At 55.3% G+C, this 21,073-nt stretch carries 17 protein-coding genes and 1 pseudogene; 10 read left to right on the top strand and 8 right to left on the bottom strand.

Features of this window, described 5'->3' with window-relative positions; translation table 11 throughout:
- Positions 1–117 precede the first annotated feature (117 nt).
- From IAI51_RS26950 to IAI51_RS26920, 7 genes are all read right to left on the bottom strand, one after another.
- Positions 118–834 (bottom strand): ABC transporter ATP-binding protein, encoded by a 717-nt coding sequence (locus tag IAI51_RS26950; RefSeq protein ID WP_187681243.1) that lies wholly within the window; start codon positions 832–834, stop codon positions 118–120.
- The gene (locus tag IAI51_RS26945; protein WP_007967487.1) at positions 831–1,703 is read right to left on the bottom strand and encodes an ABC transporter ATP-binding protein; all 873 of its coding nucleotides are present in this window, start codon (positions 1,701–1,703) and stop codon (positions 831–833) included. Before IAI51_RS26945 ends, IAI51_RS26950 begins: the two co-directional genes overlap by 4 nt.
- The gene (gene livM / locus IAI51_RS26940) at positions 1,700–3,001 is read right to left on the bottom strand and encodes a high-affinity branched-chain amino acid ABC transporter permease LivM (RefSeq protein ID WP_187681242.1); all 1,302 of its coding nucleotides are present in this window, start codon (positions 2,999–3,001) and stop codon (positions 1,700–1,702) included. The genes IAI51_RS26945 and livM overlap by 4 nt, the downstream gene beginning before the upstream one ends.
- Before the next feature lie 3 nt (positions 3,002–3,004).
- Positions 3,005–3,919: an ABC transporter permease subunit gene (locus tag IAI51_RS26935; RefSeq protein ID WP_187681241.1), complete on the bottom strand. Its 915-nt coding sequence runs from the start codon at positions 3,917–3,919 to the stop codon at positions 3,005–3,007.
- A 156-nt stretch (positions 3,920–4,075) separates the two neighbouring features.
- Positions 4,076–5,209 (bottom strand): ABC transporter substrate-binding protein, encoded by a 1,134-nt coding sequence (locus IAI51_RS26930; protein WP_007915892.1) that lies wholly within the window; start codon positions 5,207–5,209, stop codon positions 4,076–4,078.
- Between the two features lie 369 nt (positions 5,210–5,578).
- On the bottom strand, positions 5,579–6,862 hold the full coding sequence (locus IAI51_RS26925) for an NAD(P)/FAD-dependent oxidoreductase (RefSeq protein WP_187681240.1): 1,284 nt from the start codon (positions 6,860–6,862) through the stop codon (positions 5,579–5,581).
- Positions 6,863–7,015: 153 nt separating this feature from the next.
- A complete protein-coding gene (locus tag IAI51_RS26920; protein WP_187681239.1) occupies positions 7,016–8,506 on the bottom strand; it encodes an aldehyde dehydrogenase family protein in 1,491 nt (496 codons plus the stop codon).
- Between the two features lie 163 nt (positions 8,507–8,669).
- Between IAI51_RS26920 and IAI51_RS26915 the strand changes: the two genes are divergently transcribed.
- The gene (locus IAI51_RS26915; protein WP_187681238.1) at positions 8,670–9,575 is read left to right on the top strand and encodes a LysR family transcriptional regulator; all 906 of its coding nucleotides are present in this window, start codon (positions 8,670–8,672) and stop codon (positions 9,573–9,575) included.
- A gap of 14 nt (positions 9,576–9,589) precedes the next feature.
- Here the strand turns inward: IAI51_RS26915 and IAI51_RS26910 are convergent, their stop codons facing one another.
- Positions 9,590–10,231, bottom strand: coding sequence for an XRE family transcriptional regulator (locus IAI51_RS26910; protein ID WP_316249785.1), 642 nt, complete (start codon positions 10,229–10,231; stop codon positions 9,590–9,592).
- A 342-nt stretch (positions 10,232–10,573) separates the two neighbouring features.
- Here IAI51_RS26910 and IAI51_RS26905 point away from each other — a divergent pair, with 342 nt between their 5' ends.
- The 9 genes and pseudogenes from IAI51_RS26905 to IAI51_RS26865 all read left to right on the top strand — a co-directional run bounded on the left by IAI51_RS26905 (position 10,574) and on the right by IAI51_RS26865 (position 20,959).
- Positions 10,574–12,040 carry an alanine/glycine:cation symporter family protein gene (locus tag IAI51_RS26905; protein ID WP_262410389.1) on the top strand — a complete coding sequence of 489 codons (1,467 nt, stop codon included), beginning with the start codon at positions 10,574–10,576 and terminating at the stop codon, positions 12,038–12,040.
- A 123-nt stretch (positions 12,041–12,163) separates the two neighbouring features.
- The gene (locus IAI51_RS26900; RefSeq protein ID WP_187681236.1) at positions 12,164–12,433 is read left to right on the top strand and encodes a hypothetical protein; all 270 of its coding nucleotides are present in this window, start codon (positions 12,164–12,166) and stop codon (positions 12,431–12,433) included.
- Entirely contained in the window at positions 12,426–12,680 is a 255-nt protein-coding gene (locus IAI51_RS26895; RefSeq protein ID WP_187681235.1) for a hypothetical protein, read from the top strand. Before IAI51_RS26900 ends, IAI51_RS26895 begins: the two co-directional genes overlap by 8 nt.
- 50 nt (positions 12,681–12,730) lie before the next feature.
- Positions 12,731–13,954 (top strand): nicotinate phosphoribosyltransferase, encoded by a 1,224-nt coding sequence (gene pncB / locus IAI51_RS26890; RefSeq protein WP_123530802.1) that lies wholly within the window; start codon positions 12,731–12,733, stop codon positions 13,952–13,954.
- Between the two features lie 4 nt (positions 13,955–13,958).
- Positions 13,959–14,483, top strand: a pseudogene (gene nadE / locus IAI51_RS26885) (NAD(+) synthase); the annotation flags it as partial.
- Between the two features lie 293 nt (positions 14,484–14,776).
- The gene (locus IAI51_RS26880; protein ID WP_316249784.1) at positions 14,777–15,874 is read left to right on the top strand and encodes a tyrosine-type recombinase/integrase; all 1,098 of its coding nucleotides are present in this window, start codon (positions 14,777–14,779) and stop codon (positions 15,872–15,874) included.
- A complete protein-coding gene (locus IAI51_RS26875; protein WP_262410388.1) occupies positions 15,871–18,327 on the top strand; it encodes a tyrosine-type recombinase/integrase in 2,457 nt (818 codons plus the stop codon). The genes IAI51_RS26880 and IAI51_RS26875 overlap by 4 nt, the downstream gene beginning before the upstream one ends.
- Positions 18,327–20,438 (top strand): site-specific integrase, encoded by a 2,112-nt coding sequence (locus IAI51_RS26870; protein ID WP_187681233.1) that lies wholly within the window; start codon positions 18,327–18,329, stop codon positions 20,436–20,438. Before IAI51_RS26875 ends, IAI51_RS26870 begins: the two co-directional genes overlap by 1 nt.
- The gene (locus IAI51_RS26865) at positions 20,435–20,959 is read left to right on the top strand and encodes a hypothetical protein (protein WP_187681232.1); all 525 of its coding nucleotides are present in this window, start codon (positions 20,435–20,437) and stop codon (positions 20,957–20,959) included. The genes IAI51_RS26870 and IAI51_RS26865 overlap by 4 nt, the downstream gene beginning before the upstream one ends.
- Positions 20,960–21,073 lie beyond the last annotated feature (114 nt).

The following is a 21,073-nucleotide window of genomic DNA, read 5'->3' as shown; positions in this document are numbered from 1 at the left end:
TTTCCAAAGTCAAAAGATCGCAGCCTTCGGCAGCTCCTACAGGGTTTTTCGGTGTTTTGGAGATATAAAAAAGCCCCGGGACTCGCGTCGCCGGGGCTGTGCGTATCCGGGGATAACTCAGTGCCCGCCCAGATAGGCGTTACGCACCTCTTCATTCACCAACAACTCTTTCCCGGTGCCGGTCAAACGAATCTCGCCGTTGACCATCACATACGCCCGATCCGACAGCTTCAGCGCATGGTTGGCGTTCTGCTCGACGAGGAAAATCGTCATGCCGGTTTTCGCCAGTTCACGCAGGGTGGCGAAAATCTGCTTCACCACGATCGGCGCCAAACCCAGGCTCGGCTCATCGAGCAGCAACAGCTTCGGCCGGCTCATCAACGCCCGGGCGATGGCGAGCATTTGCTGCTCGCCGCCGGACATGGTCATCGCCCGCTGGTTACGCCGCTCCTCCAGCCGCGGGAACAGCGCGAACATCCGCTGCATATCCTCTTTGGCGTACTTGTCGCCAATCGGAATGGTGCCCATCAGCAGGTTTTCCTCGACGGTCATGTCGGGGAACACCCGCCGGCCTTCCGGCGACTGGGCGATGCCGTTGGACGCGATGTAGTGCGATGACTTGTGGGTAATGTCGACGCCTTGATAAAGGATCTGCCCACTCGCCGCCCGTGGCTGGCCGAAGATCGACATCAGCAACGTCGACTTGCCGGCACCGTTGGAGCCGATCAGGCTGACGGTTTCGCCTTCGTTGATCTCCAGCGAAACACCCTTGAGGGCCTGGATCGGGCCGTAGAACACGTCCAGGTTTTTGAGTTCGAGGATCGGTTGGCTCATACCAGCTCCTCTTCGTCAGCGCCCAGGTAGGCGGCGATCACTTTCGGATCGTTACGGATGGCTTCAGGGCCCCCTTCGGCGATAACGATGCCGTGGTCCAGCACCACGATGTGGTCGGAAATGCTCATTACCATGCCCATGTCGTGTTCGATCAGCACCACGGTCAGATCATGCTCATCGCGCAGCAGCCGGATCATCGCGCTCAGCGCTTCGGTTTCCTGAGGGTTGAGGCCGGCGGCCGGTTCGTCGAGGCAGATGATCTGCGGCCGCGTGCACATGGCCCGGGCAATCTCCAGACGGCGTTGCTGGCCGTAGGAGAGTTCACCGGCCAGACGGTTGGCGCAGTCCACCAGATCGACCACTTCCAGCCAGTAGAACGCGCAATCCAGCGCGTCGCTTTCAGCCTTGCGGTAGCCCTTGGTGTTGAGGATGCCGGCGAGCATGTTGCGGTTGACCCACATGTGCTGGGCCACCAGCAGGTTTTCCAGCACGGACATTTCCTTGAACAGGCGAATGTTCTGGAAAGTCCGGGCCAGGCCTGCACGGTTCACCAAGTGAGTACCGCCGAACATCTTGTAGTACAGGCGACTGAGGAAGCTTTTCGGCGAAACGAAATCGGTCGGTTTGAACGACTCGCCCAGCAACTGGATGACGTTGGTCTGCTGGCCGCGCACGTTGAGTTCGATCTTGCCGCCGGAGGCCTTGTAGAAGCCGGTCAGGCAGTTGAACACCGTGGTCTTGCCGGCACCGTTGGGGCCGATCAGGGCGAAGATCGAGTTGCGTTTGACCTTCAGGCTGACATCGCTCAACGCCTTGATGCCGCCGAAATGCATCATCAGTTTTTCAACAGAGAGTACGACTTCACTCATGGCGCAGTCCTCTCATAGTGAATGGCACCTTTGCGTGGTTTGACCCCGGTACGGCTGATGCGAATCAGCCCGCGTGGTCGCCAGATCATCATCAACACCATCAGGATGCCGAACAGCAGCACGCGATATTCAGCGAAGCCACGCAGCAGTTCCGGGGCGACGGTCAATACGAACGCTGCGATTACCACACCGATGGTCGAGCCCATGCCGCCGAGCACGACGATGGCGAGGATCAGCGCCGACTCGAAGAAGGTGAACGAGGTCGGGTTGACGAAGCCTTGATAAGTGGCGAAGAACACCCCGGCCAGACCGGCAGTCGAGGCACCGATGGTGAACGCCGAGAGTTTGACCAGTACGTGGTTCAGGCCCATCGAACGGCAAGCGATCTCGTCTTCACGCAACGCTTCCCAGGCACGGCCCACGGGCATCTTCACCAGACGATGCTTGATGTACAGCACGGCCAATACCACGAGGAACAACACTGCGTAGATGAAGTAGTACTTCACGTCCGGGTTGTAGGCGATGCCGAAGAACTCGTGAAACGGCACCCCGCCATCCTTCGCTCGTTTGCCGAACTCCAGACCGAAGAACGTCGGCAGCGGCGCCGGCATGCCGTTCGGGCCGCCGGTCAGGGACAGCCAGTTGTTGAGGACCAGGCGAATGATTTCACCAAAGCCCAGGGTCACGATCGCCAGGTAGTCGCCGTGCAGGCGCAGCACCGGAAAACCGAGGATGCAGCCGGCAAGACCGGCGGTGATCGCCGCCAACGGCAGCACCGTCCAGAAGCCCAGGCCGAGGTACTGATAACCGAGCGCCAGACCATAAGCACCGATGGCGTAGAACGCCACGTAGCCTAGGTCAAGCAGACCGGCCAGACCGACCACGATGTTCAGCCCCAGGCCCAGCAGCACGTAGATCAAGCCGAGGATGACCACGCCCAGCAGATAGGAATTGGAGACAAACGGCACCGCCACAGCAATCACAATCAACAGCGGGATGATCCAGCGCAGACTGGATTTGTGATCGCTCGGCAGCACATGCACACCGGAACCGGTGCTCTCGAATCCGTCGAGAATTTTCAGGCCCTTGGGCGTTTGCAGAAACAGGCTGAGGGCAAAGCGACCGATCATGACAATGCCGATAATCCACGCCACGCGGGTCGGCTCAAGATTGAAGCTGTAGCCTTCGAGCACGACGCCGACAATCGGGCCGAACACGATCAAGGCAATAAGGCCGGCAAGAATCGCCTCAACCAGACTTTTTTTGATATCGATGGGTTTTTGGGTGGTTGAAGACATCGCTTACACCTTCGACACAAGAGGACGGCCCAACAGGCCCTGCGGCCGGAAGACCAGAACAAGTACGAGCAGCGAGAAGCTGAACACGTCTTTGTAGTCGGAGTTGACCAGACCGGAGAACAGCGACTCGGAGATCCCGAGGATGATCCCGCCGAGCATCGCGCCGGGCAATGAACCGATCCCGCCAAGCACCGCTGCGGTGAACGCCTTGATGCCGATGATGAACCCGGCATAGAAGTCGAACGTGCCGTAGTTCATGGTGATCAGCACACCGGCCAGCGCCGCCATGGCCGCACCGATGATGAACACGTAGGAAATCACCCGGTCGGTGTTGATCCCCAGGATCGAAGCCATCTTGCGGTCTTGCTGAGTGGCGCGGCACATGCGGCCGAGCTTGGTGTACTTGATCACGTAGGTCAGCAGGCCCATGCCCACAAACGCCGCGATCAGAATGAACACCTTGGTGTAGGTCAGTTGCACGAAGCCAGTGCCGATCTCGACACGCCAGGCGCCGGTGAGCAACGTCGGAACCCCTTGTTGCTTCGCGCCTTGGGCAATCTGTGCATAGTTTTGCAGGATCAGCGAGATACCGATGGCGCTGATCAGCGGTGCGAGTCGGGTGGAGTTACGCAGGGGTTTGTAGGCAACACGCTCGATGACCCAGCCATACACTGCCGTGACGACGATGGTGAAGATCAGCGTGCCAAGCATCAGCAGCGGGAAGGATTCGATACCGAAGTACGCCAGCAGAGCCAGACTGATTGCCGCCAGGTAAGCGGAAATCATGTAAACCTCGCCGTGGGCGAAGTTGATCATGCCGATGATGCCGTAGACCATTGTGTAGCCGATGGCGATCAGGCCATAGACCGACCCGAGGGTCAGGCCGTTGACCAGTTGCTGCAGGAAAATACCATCCATAACGCAATCTCACGCAGTGAGAACCTGCACACCCTGAGGTGTGCGGTTCTTCTAAGGAAAATACAGATTTACGTCGGAGTAATGTCAAGCACGATCAGCCCTGACCTGCACCGCTCCCACAGGGGCTCGGTGGGGCTCAGGCGATCGCGTCAGCCCTTACTTCTGTTTTTCCAGCTGGTGATATTTGCCGTCCTTGTCCCACTGGTAAACCACGTAGTCGGAGACTTTCAGGTCGCCCTTGGAGTCCCAGGTCTTCTCGCCCATAACGGTCTTGACCGGGTTTTTCTTCAGCCAGGCAGCCGCTTCTTCGCCCTTGTTGGACTTGGCGCCATTGAAGGCGGCGGCCAGGGTCTGTACCGAGGCGTAGGCGTACAGGGTGTAGCCTTCAGGTTCGGTGCCGGCCTTGCGGAAGGCGTCTACCACGGTCTTGCTGTCTGGCAGCAGGCGTGGGTCGGCGCCGAAGGTCATCAGCACGCCATCGACGAATTGCGGGCCACCGGCGGTGGTCACCAGTTCGTCGGTCACAATGCCGTCGTCGGACATGAACTTGACGTCCTTCAGGCCTTGCTCACGCAGTTGGCGAACCAGCGGACCGGCTTCCGGGTGCAGACCGCCGAAGTACACGACATCGGCGCCGGCACCACGGATTTTGGTGACGATGGTGCTGAAGTCTTTTTCGCCACGGGTCAGGCCTTCGTACAGCACCGGAGTCACGCCGCGCTTGACCAGTTGGGCCTTGGTGGCATCAGCCAGACCCTGGCCGTAGGTGTCCTTGTCGTGCAGTACGACAACCTTTTTACCCTTGAGCACGTCGACGATGTAGTCGCCGGCGACGATGCCTTGCTGGTCGTCACGCCCGCACATGCGGAACATGGCGCTCAGCCCGCGCTCGGTCACTTGCGGGTTGGTGGAGCCCGGGGTGATGGCGATGATGCCGGCTTCGTCGTAGATCTCCGACGCTGGAATGGTCGAAGAGGAGCAGAAGTGACCGACCACGCCGGCGACTTTCTGGTTGGTGAGGTCCTTGGCGACCGTCACGGCCTGCTTCGGTTCGCAGGCGTCATCGCCCTTGACCAGTACGATTTTTTCCCCGTTGACGCCGCCAGCCGCGTTGACCGCATCGGCCGCCGCCTGTGCACCCTTCATGTACTGCTCGCCAAATGCCGCGTTGGCGCCCGTCATTGGACCCGCTACACCGATTTTCACATCAGCTTGAGCAAACGCAGAAACACCCAACGCAGTAGCCACTGCGAGGGCCAGAAAGCCTTTCTTGTAAAACGTCTGGGACATGAGGTGGTGCTCCAAGGTTTTTTTTTAGTTGGCACTGCGACTTCACTTCACTGAATGCTCAGAGCAAGGGCCGTGCCATCGGTTTTTTATTCTTCAAAAAGTCGCTGCTTTCTTGTTATTTCGACTGTTTCGTTCCCATTTTCATTGGGCGTGCAACCGTCTAAACCGCGGAAGGTGAAACCATTTATTTTTTCAGGCGCAACCCGCACGCGCCATCATTGCAACCGCGGCGCCAAACGACGTGCAACCAGCCTGTAACAGCCCGCGTCACCGAACTGCACACTGCTGGTGCGGGACTGCTACAACCCGCACCATTACAGGCTAGTCGTTACGTCGAAAAGCGCCGCTTCCAGCAACATATTTCAACACTCAAATGACGATGCGCAGGCACTGGCCTGCGTGATACAGCGAGAAACCAGCCTCATAAAGGCAACTGCGCAAACCTGCGCCCGCCAGGGGCTGCATCGGTGCAAAAGGAATCGGCAGGGCTTGAGGGTTTCCGTTGCACAGGTAATCAGCGAAAGCCTTGCCGACTACGGTGCCGGTGGTCACGCCACGGCCGTTATAGCCGGTAACGGCCACCAGTCCCGGTGCCGGTTCGAACAGCCGCATCAAGTGATCGGGCGTGAAAGCGATGCGCCCGGTCCAGGTGCATTCCCACTCGACGGGTTTCAGATTGGGGAAGTAATGCTGCTGCACCCTGTCGGCCCAGGCCTTTAGAAACCAGGTCGGCTTCTGATTGCCGTTGCCGAGGCTGCCGAGCAATAGCCGCCCTTCTTTGTCGCGGCGGATGCTGCTCAATACCTGACGGGTGTCCCATGAGCCCTGCCCGCCCGGGAGGATTTCCTGGGCGGCATCTTCAGTCAGCGGCACCGAAGCGACCTGGTAGTAGTAACCGGGGAAAAAGTTGCGTTTGAGTTCGGTCCAGTCACCTTCGGTGTAGGCGTTGGAGGCGATGACAACCTGCTCGGCCAACACTGAACCCTGCTCGGTCTGCACCGACCATTTTTGTCCCACGCGTTCGAGACGAGTGACCGGGGAATGATCAAACATCTGCCCGCCCAGACCGATCACCGCATTGGCGAGCCCGGTGACATAAGCCATCGGATTGAGCGTCCCGGCGCGTCGATCGAGCAATGCAGCAGCAATCTTTTGCGTGCCGGTGGCTTGCTCGCATGCCTTGCCGGTCAGCAATTCGACCGGTGCACCACGGCGTTTCCATTGCTGCTCACGACTGCGCAGATCGGCCTCGCCCTTGGCGTTGTGCGCCATGTGCAGAGTGCCTTCGCGGCGTAACTGGCAATCGATGTTGTACTTATCCACAAGGCTGAACACCAGCGCTGGTGCCGCACCCAGCATGCGGTTGAGCTGGCTGCCGACCGCCAGGCCGAATCCGGCTTCAATCTCGTCCGGCGGAATCCACATGCCGGCGTTGACCAGCCCGACGTTGCGCCCGGAACCGCCGTGGCCGGCGCGATGGGCTTCCAGCACGCAGACGCTCTTGCCTTTTTCCAACAGATGCAGCGCCGCCGACAAGCCGGTAAACCCGGCGCCAATCACGCACACATCGACTTTGACTTCACCCTTGAGCGCCGTGTTATCGGGCCTTTGCGGCGTGAGTTTTTCCCACAGACATTCTTCGCGTAACGGCATTGCCAGACTCCAACAGAAACCTGCCAAACACATTGTTCACACTGTGGGAGCGAGCCTGCTCGCGAAAGCGGCATATCAGACAACATTGATGTTGACTAACTCACCGCCTTCGCGAGCAGGCTCGCTCCCACAGGGTATGGGGTCGCCCCGACATCAGTCGAAGGTAATGCCCTGCGCCAGCGGCAATTCCAGCGAATAGTTCACGGTATTGGTCTGCCGACGCATGTACGCGCGCCATGCATCCGAGCCCGACTCACGACCTCCGCCGGTCTCTTTTTCACCGCCAAACGCACCACCGATTTCCGCACCGCTCGGGCCGATGTTGACGTTGGCGATGCCGCAGTCACTGCCGACCGCCGACATGAACTGCTCGGCCTCGCGCACGTCAGTGGTGAATATGCACGACGACAGACCTTGCGGCACTGCGTTGTTCAGGCGCAGCGCTTCCTGGAAGTCGCTGTAGCCGACCACATACAGAATCGGTGCGAAGGTTTCGCTGCAAACCACATCACTCTGCTCAGGCATTTCAACAATGGCCGGCGAGACGTAGTAAGCGTTGGGGAATTGATCTTCCAATTGACGCTTGCCGCCAAACACCCGGCCGCCCTCGCTTAGCGCCTGCTCCAGGGCATCTTGCATGTTTTCGAAGCTGTGTTTGTCGATCAGCGGGCCGACCAGATTGCCTTCCAGCGGATGGCCGATGCGCACTTTCGCGTACGCAGCCTTGAGGCGGGTGACGATTTCTTCTTTCACTGATTCATGGGCGATCAAACGGCGCAACGTGGTGCAACGCTGGCCGGCGGTGCCGACCGCGCTGAACAGAATCGCGCGCACGGCCATGTCCAGATCGGCGCTTGGGCCGAGGATCATCGCGTTGTTGCCGCCCAGTTCAAGGATGCTGCGGGCAAATCGCGCGGCGACTTTCGGCGCCACTTCGCGGCCCATACGGGTGCTGCCAGTGGCGCTGATCAACGCGACACGCGGGTCATCGACCAACGCTTCGCCCGCGTCACGGCCACCGATAATCACTTGGCAGAGACTGGCGGGGGCATCCGTAAAATTCTTCACGACGCGGTCAAACAGCGCCTGACAGGCCAGCGCCGTCAGCGGGGTTTTCTCCGACGGTTTCCACACCACCGGGTTGCCGCAGACCAGCGCCAGCGTGGTGTTCCACGCCCACACCGCGACCGGGAAGTTGAACGCACTGATCACGCCGACCACGCCCAGCGGATGCCAGGTTTCACGCATGTGGTGGCCCGAGCGCTCGGAAGCGATGGTCAAGCCGTACAACTGGCGGGACAGGCCGACGGCGAAGTCGCAAATGTCGATCATCTCCTGCACTTCACCCAGGCCTTCCTGAGTAATCTTGCCCGCTTCCCAGGAAACCAGTTCGCCGAGATCAGCCTTGTACTCGCGCAGCACTTCACCGAATTGACGCACCAGTTCACCGCGACGCGGTGCCGGAACCTTGCGCCACGCCTCGAACGCATGATCTGCGCGACTGATGTGCTGCTCGACTTCGGCCGGGCCTTCCCAGTTCACGGCGGCGATGCGGCTGCCGTCGATCGGCGAATGCACCGGCACTTTGCCGTTCTGATAAAGGGCCGGGTTCACACCAAGACGATCAAGCAATGCGGCAACCATGGGTCACTCCTCAAGCAAAAAACTGAATGTGTGCGGTCGCCATTTCACGACCGGGCAGGCCTTTAGTTGTAGCGTCAGTACGGCAAGGCAACAAACGACCTTTACGCGAGATATCATTCCGTTTATTCATGCTGCGCATAGAAAGACAAGAAAAGGATCCGCCATGCTGAACAAACGCCACTTGCCATCGATCACCGCGCTGCAGTGCTTCGAGGCCGTGACCCGGCACCTGAGTTTTACCCGGGCCGCCGAGGAACTGAACCTGACCCAGAGTGCGGTCAGCAAACAGGTCGCGCAGCTTGAGGAATTGTTGCAGCACTTGTTGTTCCGTCGGGTACGCCGCCGCTTGCAGATGACCCCCGCCGGGGATTTGTACTTGGTGGAGGTCAGAAAAATCCTTACCCAGGTTGAGATGTCGACGCATTACCTGCGTTCCTACGGCGGTGAGACCGAAGTCCTGCGTGTTTCTACCCCCTCAACTTTCGGCGCCCGCTGGCTGGTGCCACGCCTGAAAGGCTGGCGCTTGCGCCATCCATCGATCCATCTGGATTTATGCAACGAGCAAGAAGCGGATGATTTGCTTCAGGGTCGCAGTGATTTGGCGTTCTATTACGGTCAGGGTTCGCGCCCCGGTACCGAATGCCTGAAGCTGTTCGGCGAAGAGCTGGTGCCGGTGTGCGCGCCGGGCAGCCTGCCTGAAACGCCGTTCACGGATCCGACGCAACTCACCGATCTGGTGTTGCTGCAGAATGCCTCGCGCCCACAGGCCTGGCACGACTGGTTCGACAGTCAGGGCTACCAGACAGAGCACAGTTATCACGGGCCGCGTTTCGAAACCTTTTACATGTGCATCCGCGCCGCACAAGTCGGCTGCGGCGTGGCGCTGTTGCCGAGGTTTCTGGTGGAAGAGGAATTGGCCGACGGCAAACTGGTCATTCCCTGGCAGCATGCAATGCCCAGCACCGACTCCTATTACCTGGCGTACCCGGAACATTCGGCGGAAGTGCCCAAGGTGCGGGATTTTGTGAAGTGGATGCTCGAACAAATCGACAACCCTGCGCCTGAGTGAAGTGCGGGAATTTTTCAGGCGATAACAAACAGACCGTCCACAACCTGAGCTTGAGCTAGACGTGCGCGCAGATCGTCATCGATCGCGCAATCATGCGGCTTGTACAGCCGAACGCGCCGATAGGCATCAACCCGATTGATTTCCTGCCCGAGAAACTCCCAGACAACCCTTGAACAAGAAGGAGCACGATGATCAGCGGCAGAAACCCCAAGCTTCAAACCATTGAGCCGTGTGATGCAGCTTTTGAAACTTGGGATGAGAATGGTTTGGCTGATCTCGTTTGAAGTCAGCGATTCATAATCGACGAAAAACAAGCGATCGCGCAGGTAATAGGCGATACCCAAATATCGATACTGCTCAAAATCACCGCCTGCGCCGGCTATCTGTAAGCGTTCGTTTCGCTCATAGACAACGTCATCACCCTCCGCCCGCAGATGCACGAGCGAACACAGAATGGAACCAGGTTCAGTCATTGCATGGTAGTACTCGTAGTAATAACCGATATGGGCTTTCAGTTCAGGCGAAGACTGTTCGCGCAGGTGTTCATGCATTATCCGTGATGCCCACACCTCTCCCGAGGCCTTATTCTTATTGGCCTTAACACCAATCAAGGCGACAAATTGCTCCGATGGCAACGCTATTTCAAACTCTTCCACGCCAAAAAAATCGCAGATACGTTTGAGATTAAACGGTGTGGGAACGCTTTTCCCACAGAGATATTTATTGAATTGCCCACGATTAATTCGAAGTTTCCTACAAACTTCTGCGACAGATCTGTAGTGACCACTCAGCAGCCTTAAGTTAGTCGGAAAAAACTCACACATACAGTGACCCAATGAAAATCAAGAAGGGGCAACCATAGCAGCAACTCGCATCACATTTAAGCAACTTGCGAAATTGCATCGAGTGAAATATGGCTGGATATTACGAGTTCTGAAAAGCTTCAGGACTGACAACACCATTAATTCGCCAGCACTCTAAATAGCAAGGAGCTTTGAATGCTAGACGTCATCAACGACTTTCTGTCGAGCAAGGTATTGATACCTTTGGTTCTTGGACTGGGAGTCTATTTCACTGTCCGCTCAGGATTTGTCCAGTTCAGATACTTCCCTCATATGTTCGGTGTATTACACGGCAGTTGGCGCGCTGGCAGCCACCACTTGAGTTCATTTCAGGCACTGACACTCAGCCTTGCCGGCCGCGTCGGTACAGGCAATATCGTTGGGGTCGGGATTGCAGTGAGCATGGGCGGTCCCGGCGCGGTGTTCTGGATGTGGATGACCGCTCTTTTGGGCATGTCGAGCAGCTTCTTCGAATGTACGTTGGGACAGCTCTATAAGCGCAGCGATGGCAAAGGCCTGTATCAAGGGGGGCCGTCCTGGTACATCCAGCACGGACTGGACAAACGCTGGCTCGGGATGATTGCGGCCGTGTTGTTGCTGGTGACCTTTGGTTTTGCAATCAATGGTCTCGAGTCCCATGCAGTATCACATTCGCTAAAAGATGCGTTTGGTCTGCCCCCTATGTGGTCAGGGCTCGCCATTTCTTTGATGCTGGGAGCTGTCTTCGTTGGCGGGATAAAACGTATAGCTGCAGTAGCCGACCTTCTGGTTCCTCTGAAGGTACTCGCCTACGTCGGCGTAACGACCTATGTAATCGTTCTGCAGTTCGATCAGGTCCCGGCGATGTTGATGACCATAATCAAAAGCGCATTCGGTCTGGATCAGGCGTTTGGCGGACTGGTAGGCAGCGCAATCATCATGGGGGTCAGGCGCGGAGTGTTTTCCAACGAGGCAGGGCTGGGCAGTGCGCCCAATGTCGCCTCAGTCGCGAAGATCCACCATCCGGTTGCACAAGGTGCCGTACAAGCACTGAGTGTTTTCATCGATACATTCGTAATCTGCACCTGTACTGCGTTACTGATTTTGTTATCAGGTTTCTACACGCCGGGGTTTGAAGGGGATGGAATTGCTCTGGCGCAAAACTCGCTGGCAGCCGTCGTCGGGGAATGGGGGCGGATGTTTATCAGCGTGGTGCTTGCGTTATTCGTATTCACGGCAATGCTTTACAACTATTACCTGGGAGAAAACAGCTTGCGGTTCATGTTTGGCGAACCTCAAAAAATGCTGATTTTCTATCGTGTTCTGGTGTTGGTACTAGTGTTTTGGGGCTCTGTCGAAGATCTGTCCACTGTTCTGGCTTTTGCAGACATCACCATGACGCTGCTGGCGCTAGTCAATTTAGTAGCCATGTTCATGCTGTTCAAAATCGCCATGCGTGTCTTGCATGACTACGACAAACAACGCCGTGCTGGAATCAAGACACCTGTTTTCGACTCAAGCAAATTCCTTGATCTGGATCTTGATCCTATAGCGTGGCCGCCGCAGCACGGCAGCCCAGGCACAATTAATCGTAGCGACCCCGTTCTTTCCTCGAACGTCAGCAAACAGCCTGCTCAAGCTTAGATAGAGTAGATGCAAAGCCATTAAAACAATTACTGGCTTTGCATCACCCCCCAACCCTCCAACTAAAAGAATAATGCATTCTTCGACCTGTCACGCCTAAAACAACTTGAAGGACTATATTCCATGAATCGGTTTTACCCCCTAAAAGCAAACGCAACCAATATCCCGACCTATTTTATAGATTCGCACGCCACACCCAACCAACTGTTTGAAGACGCCTGCTTCAGAATTCGTGCCGCCGCCAGCCTCTTGGAGACGTTCACATCAGTCACTATTAAAGGCACTAACGACTCTGACTTTTATCGACTGATACTTCCGGCCTATGTACTACTTCAGGACGGCGTAGATACGCTGGAACAGATCACCTTCAAGGGAGGTGTCATACATGTATAAAATAGTAACCCACGAGATGCTCAGAGCCGCTTTGATTAAAGCAGTCGAAATTAATCTGATACCAAAACACTCGCTATTGGCCGATTATTTAAAAAGCGGGGAACGACTTGAACAAGTCATTCAAGCCGCGCTTGAAGTGCAACCGAAAATAGCCAAGTTTTGCGGGCTGAGATGTATGGCATCAGAGGATCTTTCACCTGAAATCAAAAAAGCGCTGGCAATCCCCACCGCTGATATGCGCCACTAGCGCCACTGATTGAGACCGCGCAACGGCGCGGCGCACCTGGAGACCCCGTTATGAGCGAGAGTGTGTTTGCCGATCGCATCGTGCAGAACCTGCTCGACACCGACTTTTACAAACTGACGATGATGCAGGCGGTGCTGCACAACTATCCCAACGTCGAAGTCGAATGGGAGTTCCGTTGCCGTAACAGCGAAGACTTGCGCCCGTATCTGGCCGAGATCCGCTATCAGATCGAGCGCCTTGCCGAGTTGAGCCTGAGTGCCGATCAACTGAGTTTTCTCGAGCGCATCAGCTTTCTGAAACCGGACTTCCTGCGTTTCCTCGGTCTGTTCCGTTTCAACCTGCGCTACCTGCACACCGGCATCGAGAACGGCGAACTGTTCATCCGCCTGCGCGGGCCGTGGCTCCATGTGATCCTCTACGAAGTGCCGCTGCTGGCCATCGTCAGCGAAGTTCGCAACCGTTACCGCTATCGCGAAACCGTGCTTGAGCAGGCGCGTGAGCAGCTTTACCGCAAGTTCGACTGGTTGACCGCCAACGCTTCCGCCGACGAACTGTCGCAGTTGCAGGTCGCCGATTTCGGCACCCGTCGCAGGTTTTCCTACCGCGTGCAGGAAGAAGTGGTCAACGTGCTCAAGCACGACTTCCCGGGTCGATTCGTCGGCACCAGCAATGTGCACCTGTCGCGCGAACTGGATATGAAACCGCTGGGCACCATGGCCCACGAGTGGATCATGGCGCACCAACAACTCGGCCCACGCCTGATCGACAGCCAGATCGCCGCGCTCGACTGCTGGGTGCGCGAATACCGTGGCTTGCTGGGGATCGCCCTCACCGACTGCATCACCACGGATGCCTTCCTCGGCGATTTTGATCTGTTTTTCGCCAAGCTGTTCGATGGTCTGCGCCACGATTCCGGGGATCCTGTGGCCTGGGGCGAAAAATGCATCGCCCACTATCACAAGCTCGGCATCGACCCGATGAGCAAGACCCTGGTGTTCTCCGACAGCCTGACCCTGCCCAAGTCGCTGGAAATATTCCGCGCGCTGCACGGGCGGATCAACGTGAGCTTTGGCATCGGCACCAACCTCACCTGTGACATTCCGGGTGTCGAACCGATGAGCATCGTGCTTAAAATGACCGCCTGCAACGGCCAACCGGTGGCGAAGATCTCCGACGAGCCAGGCAAGACCCACTGCAAAGACCCCAATTTTGTTGCCTATTTGCGACACGTTTTCCAGGTTCCTGCCGATTCCAGTCTATCTAGCAAGGAGTGAATTCATGCAAGCCGTACAGCGTGAGATTGCTGAACAGCTCAAGGTGCAACCGCCGTTCGCTGACTACAAGGCCCTGCAAGCCGAAGTCGCCAGGCGCATTACCTTCATTCAGGACTGCCTGGTCAATTCCGGGCTCAATACGCTGGTGCTAGGCATCAGCGGCGGCGTCGACTCGCTGACCGCCGGCCTGCTGGCCCAGCGCGCGATGCGTGAACTGCGCGATCAAACGGGCGACCAGAGCTACAAGTTCATCGCCGTGCGCCTGCCGTATGAAACCCAGTTCGACGAACACGACGCTCAGGCCTCGGTGGATTTCATCGCCCCGGACGAACGCCACACCGTCAACATCGGTCCGGCGGTGAAGGCGCTGGCCAGTGAAGTGGCGGCGTTCGAAGGCAAGCACGCGGTGTCAGTTGATTTCGTGCTGGGCAACACCAAGGCGCGGATGCGCATGGTTGCGCAATACACGATTGCTGGCGCGGCGGGCGGTCTGGTGATCGGCACCGACCATGCAGCGGAAGCGGTGATTTCCTCCCCCCTACACTAAACTGCACAACCCCCTCTACAAACCCCGCCCTATAAGCTTCCCAAGCCTTATCAATGAGAGGATAATGAACATCAGTAGCTGTAAAACTGATTCGCGGGACGCAACAGAAAATGAAGGTAGTAGCAGTAAGAGGTCGGGAGCTAGACCTCAGCGAATCAGTCTTGGCCAATGGCCCATTCCGAGAGAGATTCCTAGCCCAGCCAGAATCCACTGATCCGCTAGTCCAGGTAACAGGCAGTGCCCTTATCGCCGACGATGAACGTGCCCTCCCCCTGGTGACGTCCTACCTTAACCGTCACTACAGAAACACTCTCCTTGCAGATCCAAGCGTCCTCTCATACGGCAGACGAATCTCCTACCTCCTGACGTATTTGAATGCCCGGCCTGAATACAAGACCTGTGATCGCGATGATGCCCTTCTTACAGTCGGCCTAGGTCACCTTGAAGCGTACCTCTCCAAGCTCGACTCTGAAGGGTTAGCCCCTAAGACCGTCCAGGCTCGCGACGCAACCTATAACCACTTCTTCACGAGCCACTTGTGCATATCGTTCGGCGGCAAGCCTGCCCTCCGTGCAGACAACCCATACGAGAGTGGCCCAATCCGAAGGGGTACTGCCCATGCGCGCGGCATCATCCAGCCCGGCACCATGGTGGAGCTTGAGGCTGTGATCCTGAAGGCACACTCAGAGCGCGAGCGGTGCTTGCTGCAAGCGATGTACGACTCAGGTCTACGCGTATCTGAAGTCCCCCGGATCACCCTGCAAGACATTCGTGACGCTCTGGCACATCAGACCCTGCAACTAGTCTCGCCAGAATCGAACATTCCGATCAACGCAGATTATTCCCCCTTGAACGTCAAGGGCAGCAAAGGCAGCAAGAACCAGATCAAACCGAGATTGACGATCATTAGCAGGACGTCATTGGAGCGCATCGAAAAATACCATCAAACGCCCCTATATCGCGCAAAGGCCCGTCGTTACAAGAGCCCATCTGAAACGCCAGCGTTCTTCAACGCAGAGGGCACGCCCTTCAAAACCAAAAGCGTAGAGAAGCTGCTTGACCGGGTGTGTAAGCGTGCCCTGAAAGCGGGACAGATCAAGCGGATGATCTCGCCGCATAAATTTCGCCACGGCGGAGCCTATCTCATGCTGGGCAGCCCGGATCTCGGGAAGGGCTATGAAGAAAGGCTAGCCCTTCTCGCCAAGGCATTTGGCCACAACAGCACAACGACCTCAGAGGGATATACGAAGATCCCGCACGACATCTACGAGAAGCTGCGCAAGCCTGGCACCGAACTGAAGACAAAGGCAGGCGAGATGAGGCTGCTGCGAGAAAGAACGACCAAGCGCATAAGCACAAGCGATAAGAAATGATGATGCCGACCGATCACTCAACAGAAGAACAAGGCCAAGAGCCAAGCGTCCAACCAAGCCAAGACTTGCAGCCAGATGCAATCAAACCGAAAAAGCGTGATGAAGAAGTGATCACGCAGTCGATAAAAGACTGGGCAGAACAGGTTAAGAGTAGCCGACAGTCGTTGCTTACTGTCCAGCTTGGTCAAAAGGGCGAGCCTTGTTTAGCGTTCACTTACCTCAAAAGAGAACTGGGGTGTGGAGGGTCGGTGTTTAACTCACGTGACGAAATTCTCGATTCCGTTCTTCAAAAAATGGTTGACGAGAACATCGTAGTTCTCGGTCATCCGTCGATTGCCAACGAGTGGCGTCGCAAGCTGCTTTTCTGGTACGAAGGGCTTTCTGAAAGCGAGAAAAAAGAGATTCCAGTTGTTGCCCAAGTCATCGCATCGAAGGCCAGCCTTTACAAGATGGAGGGTATGAAAAATCTGAAATGGGCTCGTGCAAAATTTCCTTTGGTCGCTGAAACATACGACTGGATAATTGCAGACCTAATGAGCCTCGGCGTAATTAAATCTAATTACAAGACTGTTGCCGAACGTAAAATTTCGGACAAAGAGCAAAAACTGAAGTCCTCTCGCAAGCCGTCCCCTAGAATGCTGCTTATTGAGTTGAGAAAGATCCCTGTCACCTCCTACGAAGATCTCGTGGAGGATGACCCAAATATCCCGTTCAGGAAGCTGCTCCATGTGTTCGCAGCAGCCTCAATGGGAGCACCATCAGACTCAACCGCAATCAACTATAGCGAAGGCTTCAGATTTACCGTTGAGCACCTCAAGTCACTTGGCTTTTCTGGGAAACAGGACGTTCGCGATCTTTTTCAACCCAACTATCTGGCCAGTTTTAGGAAATTTCTGGTCGAGAAAGTCCAGAGTGATGAGCTATCCACGCACACTGCTGACTCGTTACTCTCTGCTGTTCGCTCAACATACAAACGAGCAACGAAGATAAAAGGGCTAGGCATCACAACCTTCATTGATATTGAAGGGATCAAAAAGCATCGAAATGGCGATGAGTATCGCCCTTACCCTAAATCGGTTCGACTTCAGATAAAACAGGCTTGTGAGGCGGAGCGCTTTAAGTTCAACAATCTTGCGAAGGACTATATTCCTTTCGAGGGCGGCTGCGATCCGGTGGACGGGAACGGTGAACTTAAAAGAGGATTTGTATCGCTGGACAATGCGCGGTGGATTTTCGAGAACAAGCTGAACTGCCAAGTAATCGGGCCAGGCTCCGCCGACAAGGGCGATGAGTATCAGAAATGCTTCTTAAGGATATTAAGTTACGTGGGGCTGGGCTTGGTCGAGACTTACGAGAGCTGGGGCATCATTTACCATCTCACGCCTCGTCATATGGCCGCCTACATCACCCGACTCGCCCAAATAACAGGTCTGAACGCTGATTCTCTCAAAACTTTAGACCTTGACGACTTTGTTGAGTCTCATGCGCTCACTCAAAAGCCATATTTGCGCTATTGGAAGGAGCGCTCAGATGGCGAGAAACAGTTACATTTAGACCTGATCGAAGCTGATTTAACGTGGCTGACTATCAACCAGAGCAGAGAAGTCAAAGCAATCTTCGCTGAAGTTGAGTTCTTGACCCGCAACATTCGCCTCCGCGCAGATGCGGTCATGAGGAATCGCCTGTTCATTTTTGACTCTCGACATTGGAGTGAGCAGGGACAAGTTAAGTCCTTTGAAAGCGCCACGACTATCAATTGGGTCATGAATCAATTTGCACGTGATCACCAACTGAAAGGTGATGATGATGAAGACATCAATATCTCAGCATCCCGACTCCGCCCCAGCCTGGTGGCTGAACTCGTAGAGCAAGGTGTGTCTCTGCGCGAGATACAGGTGATGCTGGGGCACAAGTCCTTGTCTACGACGATTCAGTACCTGGACCGTATGGAGTTCAGTAAGACTGCACGCGATATTCTAGAGAGCGCACTCGCAAAAATTCACAAAGAAGCCGTTGCTACCGACCATTCTGAAAAGACAGCCACGGAAAATGTCGCTTCGCCAGAGGGTGCGAACGCCTCAGTTGCAATTAACACCGGCTTGATTAAATGCCGAAATGTGTACGACCCACCCGAGGACATCAAGAAACTGGCGTCGTACAAGAAAGGTAACGCATGCTCACTGCTGAACAAATGTCTGTCGTGCAGCAACTCGATTATTAACCTAGCGCACTTGCCAGAGCTGTTCGCCATGCGCCGAGAATACCAAGACATGCTGGCAACGAGTGATATTGCTCAAACACCCTACGGTGCAATCCTCTTAGAGAACGTGGAGGTATTGGACAGCATTCTAACACCGTCAGAGCAAGGGTTCACTGCTGAACAATTGGAAGACGCAGAACGCTTGTCAGAGCACATCATCACCAGTCCTCTGATCGAAGGAGTAACGCTGTGATGGATTTTGAGACGTTGATACGCAAATTTAAGCCTGTGCGAAAGCAGCTTTTTCGGCACATTGGCAATGAAATCATAGCTACAGTTGCGAATGCTGAGAGCGGATTGAACGCTCTGAGCGTGATGAATGCCTTGCTGGAACTGCCCGTTAGTAAGAAAAGCCGGGTAAAAGACTCGGTATGGGATTTCGATGACGGCACAGCCATTTTGCCCAGGGATATTCAAGGTGCCAAATCCCGGATCGACTTCAGTAACTACGACAGCATCAACGCCACCATTTTATTTGAGATTAAAATGGCGATGCTTTGTGCATTAGAGATTCCTGGAGCGCTGCGGATCCAAAACAAGCCCAAGCTCTATAAGCCGCACACCATTCTCGATATCTTTAAATCCACCATTCCATTCTTCGACCAAATGTCTGAACGCAAGCGTTTGGAGCACGGTGAGGATTTCTTTGAGAACTCGCACTTCAGCCTATCCGACTTCACCGAGGATGACTATCAAAATGAGGCCAAGGTATTTGATCGTTCGTTTCGCCGTGTAACACTGCAAGGCTTCACCATTCTACGATCAAACTTTATGATCGAAAACGTGCTTGCAAAGCCACTAGCCCATGTAGATCTAGAAGGCTTAGGTTGGCAAACAAATGGCATAAAAGATAAAAAGGTGAGGACTAAGCAAAAATGGTTTCCTAATAAAATCTTCGAAAAATGCTCGCGTGCTGCATCATTTGCAGTAGTTGACTTCCTGAAAGCCTTAGATGAAGACATTAGGGATACTGACACCTTAAGCCGCTTGAAACTTGCCGCCTATGATGAAGCCAATGGAGTTAAGCTCACACGAAGCGCTTATGACATATATATCGCAATCCGCATGGACTCGCGCGGTTATACTGGCGAACAGATTATTCCGTTTCTTTACAAGATGGACACCGAATATTGGTCTCCACAACGACCAGGCCTTTTCAAAGACAAGGAAGCGATTGTCAAACTGACGGACACGCAGCTTGACAATGACTTTTATGAGTACATAACGCACGTCAACAATAGTGCAGGCTATATTATCGCTCAGTACACAGGAATGCGCCCTTCCGAGCTATCAGGCTGCTTGGCTGATGACTGCATTGCTCAAGATGACTTCGGCCATGACTTGATTGTCAGTACTGTTCTCAAAGGCCGGGAGACTTACGGAAAGCTGTTCGAAGACAAGTGGGTGGCAATCCCCGCTGTTCTTGATGCCGTGAAAGTGCTGCGCATCCTTAACCGTTTCAAGCAAAACCCGTTTCTTATCACCAGCATGAACACGATCAAGCCTGGCATGCAGGACTCTGCAAACTCGGTAAGCGGTAGTGGACTTGGCCATCAGCTCATGGCGTTTCTGACGAAGGTCCTGACGCCGGAAGAGCTTGAGCCGCTGGAGGTATCGCCTTACACCCTAAGGCACTCCTTGGCTAACCAGATGTTCCGGGCAGCAGTCGGGCTCCCCTTCATTTCGTACCAACTGAAGCACTTCGGCCACTTGGCGAGCAGAGTCGAGCAACGTCGACATAAAACAGTGACAATCGACTACGGTGGCATCGGCGACGCCCTGGTGTCTGGAGGCGGCAGAGACGCCCCCTCCCGCTACGATGCTGAGCGGGAGTTTGTTATCAACTCGTGTGATCCCGACGGCGGGTACGCGGGCGATAACGCGGATGCACATCGCAGCAGATTGGCCGCGTACTTCAAGGGCTATCTCGAAGCGGGGTACTCGAAAGACGAAATATTTGATCGCATGGCTGAGTTGGGCTTTGCGATCATCAACGTCGGCCAAGGCTACTGCTATGGCAATGCTACCGATGTACAAGATGCATCGCTGCCTTGCATCGGGTCTCTACGCTGCAACCCGAACCGCTGCAAAAACGCGGTAGTAACACCGGCCAATGCGCCGAAATGGCATGAGGTGTACGTCCAGAACACCCTGGCCTTAAGGAGAATAGAAAGTGCTACGTCTGCGCCCTTTGTTGAGCTTCGAGCAACGGATGAGACAGCAGCGTCAGTCGCACAGCTGAAGCTGGCGATAGCTGAAGCTGAGGGTGTATTGAGAAGCTTGGGAATGGAGGCATCAGTATGAGTTCAGCACCGTATGACACGAAGAATGCCGAAAGCTTTGACGCAGTCACATACAGCTTGAACGAAGCGCTCAAGAAGATAGAGAAGGACCTTTCGTTGCCTGTGAATGTCACGAACTTGGCCAAGTTGGCCAGCGTGCACCGGAACACCATCTACCACCGAGAATGGCCCGTAGCAGAGCTGAAACGGATCAAGGCCGGTCGTGAGCAGCAGAAGAAGGACCAGGCGATTGCGAAAGCCAATACCAAAACGCCCGAGCAGCTTCTTGAGCAGAGTAGGCTGGAGATTGTGTACTGGTTTACCCAGCTTGAAGAAGCACGAGTGAGTGTCAAATCCCTGACTGCAACCACCAAGCAGACGGCCCAATCACGCGACTACTACATGGCTGAGTACAAGCAAAGCCAGGAAACGATCAGCAAGCTAAACGCCGATATTTTGAAGCTTCAATCTGCGATGGCGATACTGGAGGATGAGCTAGCGAAGTCAAAATCCAGTCCTGAATCTCTCTTTGTAGTGGTCTAATGAAACCGGACACCCATTTAGGCGAGAATGCTCGCCAGATAGAGGTGTCTGATGACCAAACAACGTCGTTCTTTTTCCACTGAATTCAAACGCGAGGCCGCAGGCCTCGTGCTC

The sequence above is a fragment of the Pseudomonas sp. N40(2020) genome, assembly GCF_014472415.1.
In the GTDB taxonomy this organism is placed as follows: Bacteria; Pseudomonadota; Gammaproteobacteria; order Pseudomonadales; family Pseudomonadaceae; genus Aquipseudomonas.
The sequence above is the reverse complement of the archived record's forward strand: the minus strand, read 5'-3'. Positions and strand labels throughout refer to the sequence as shown.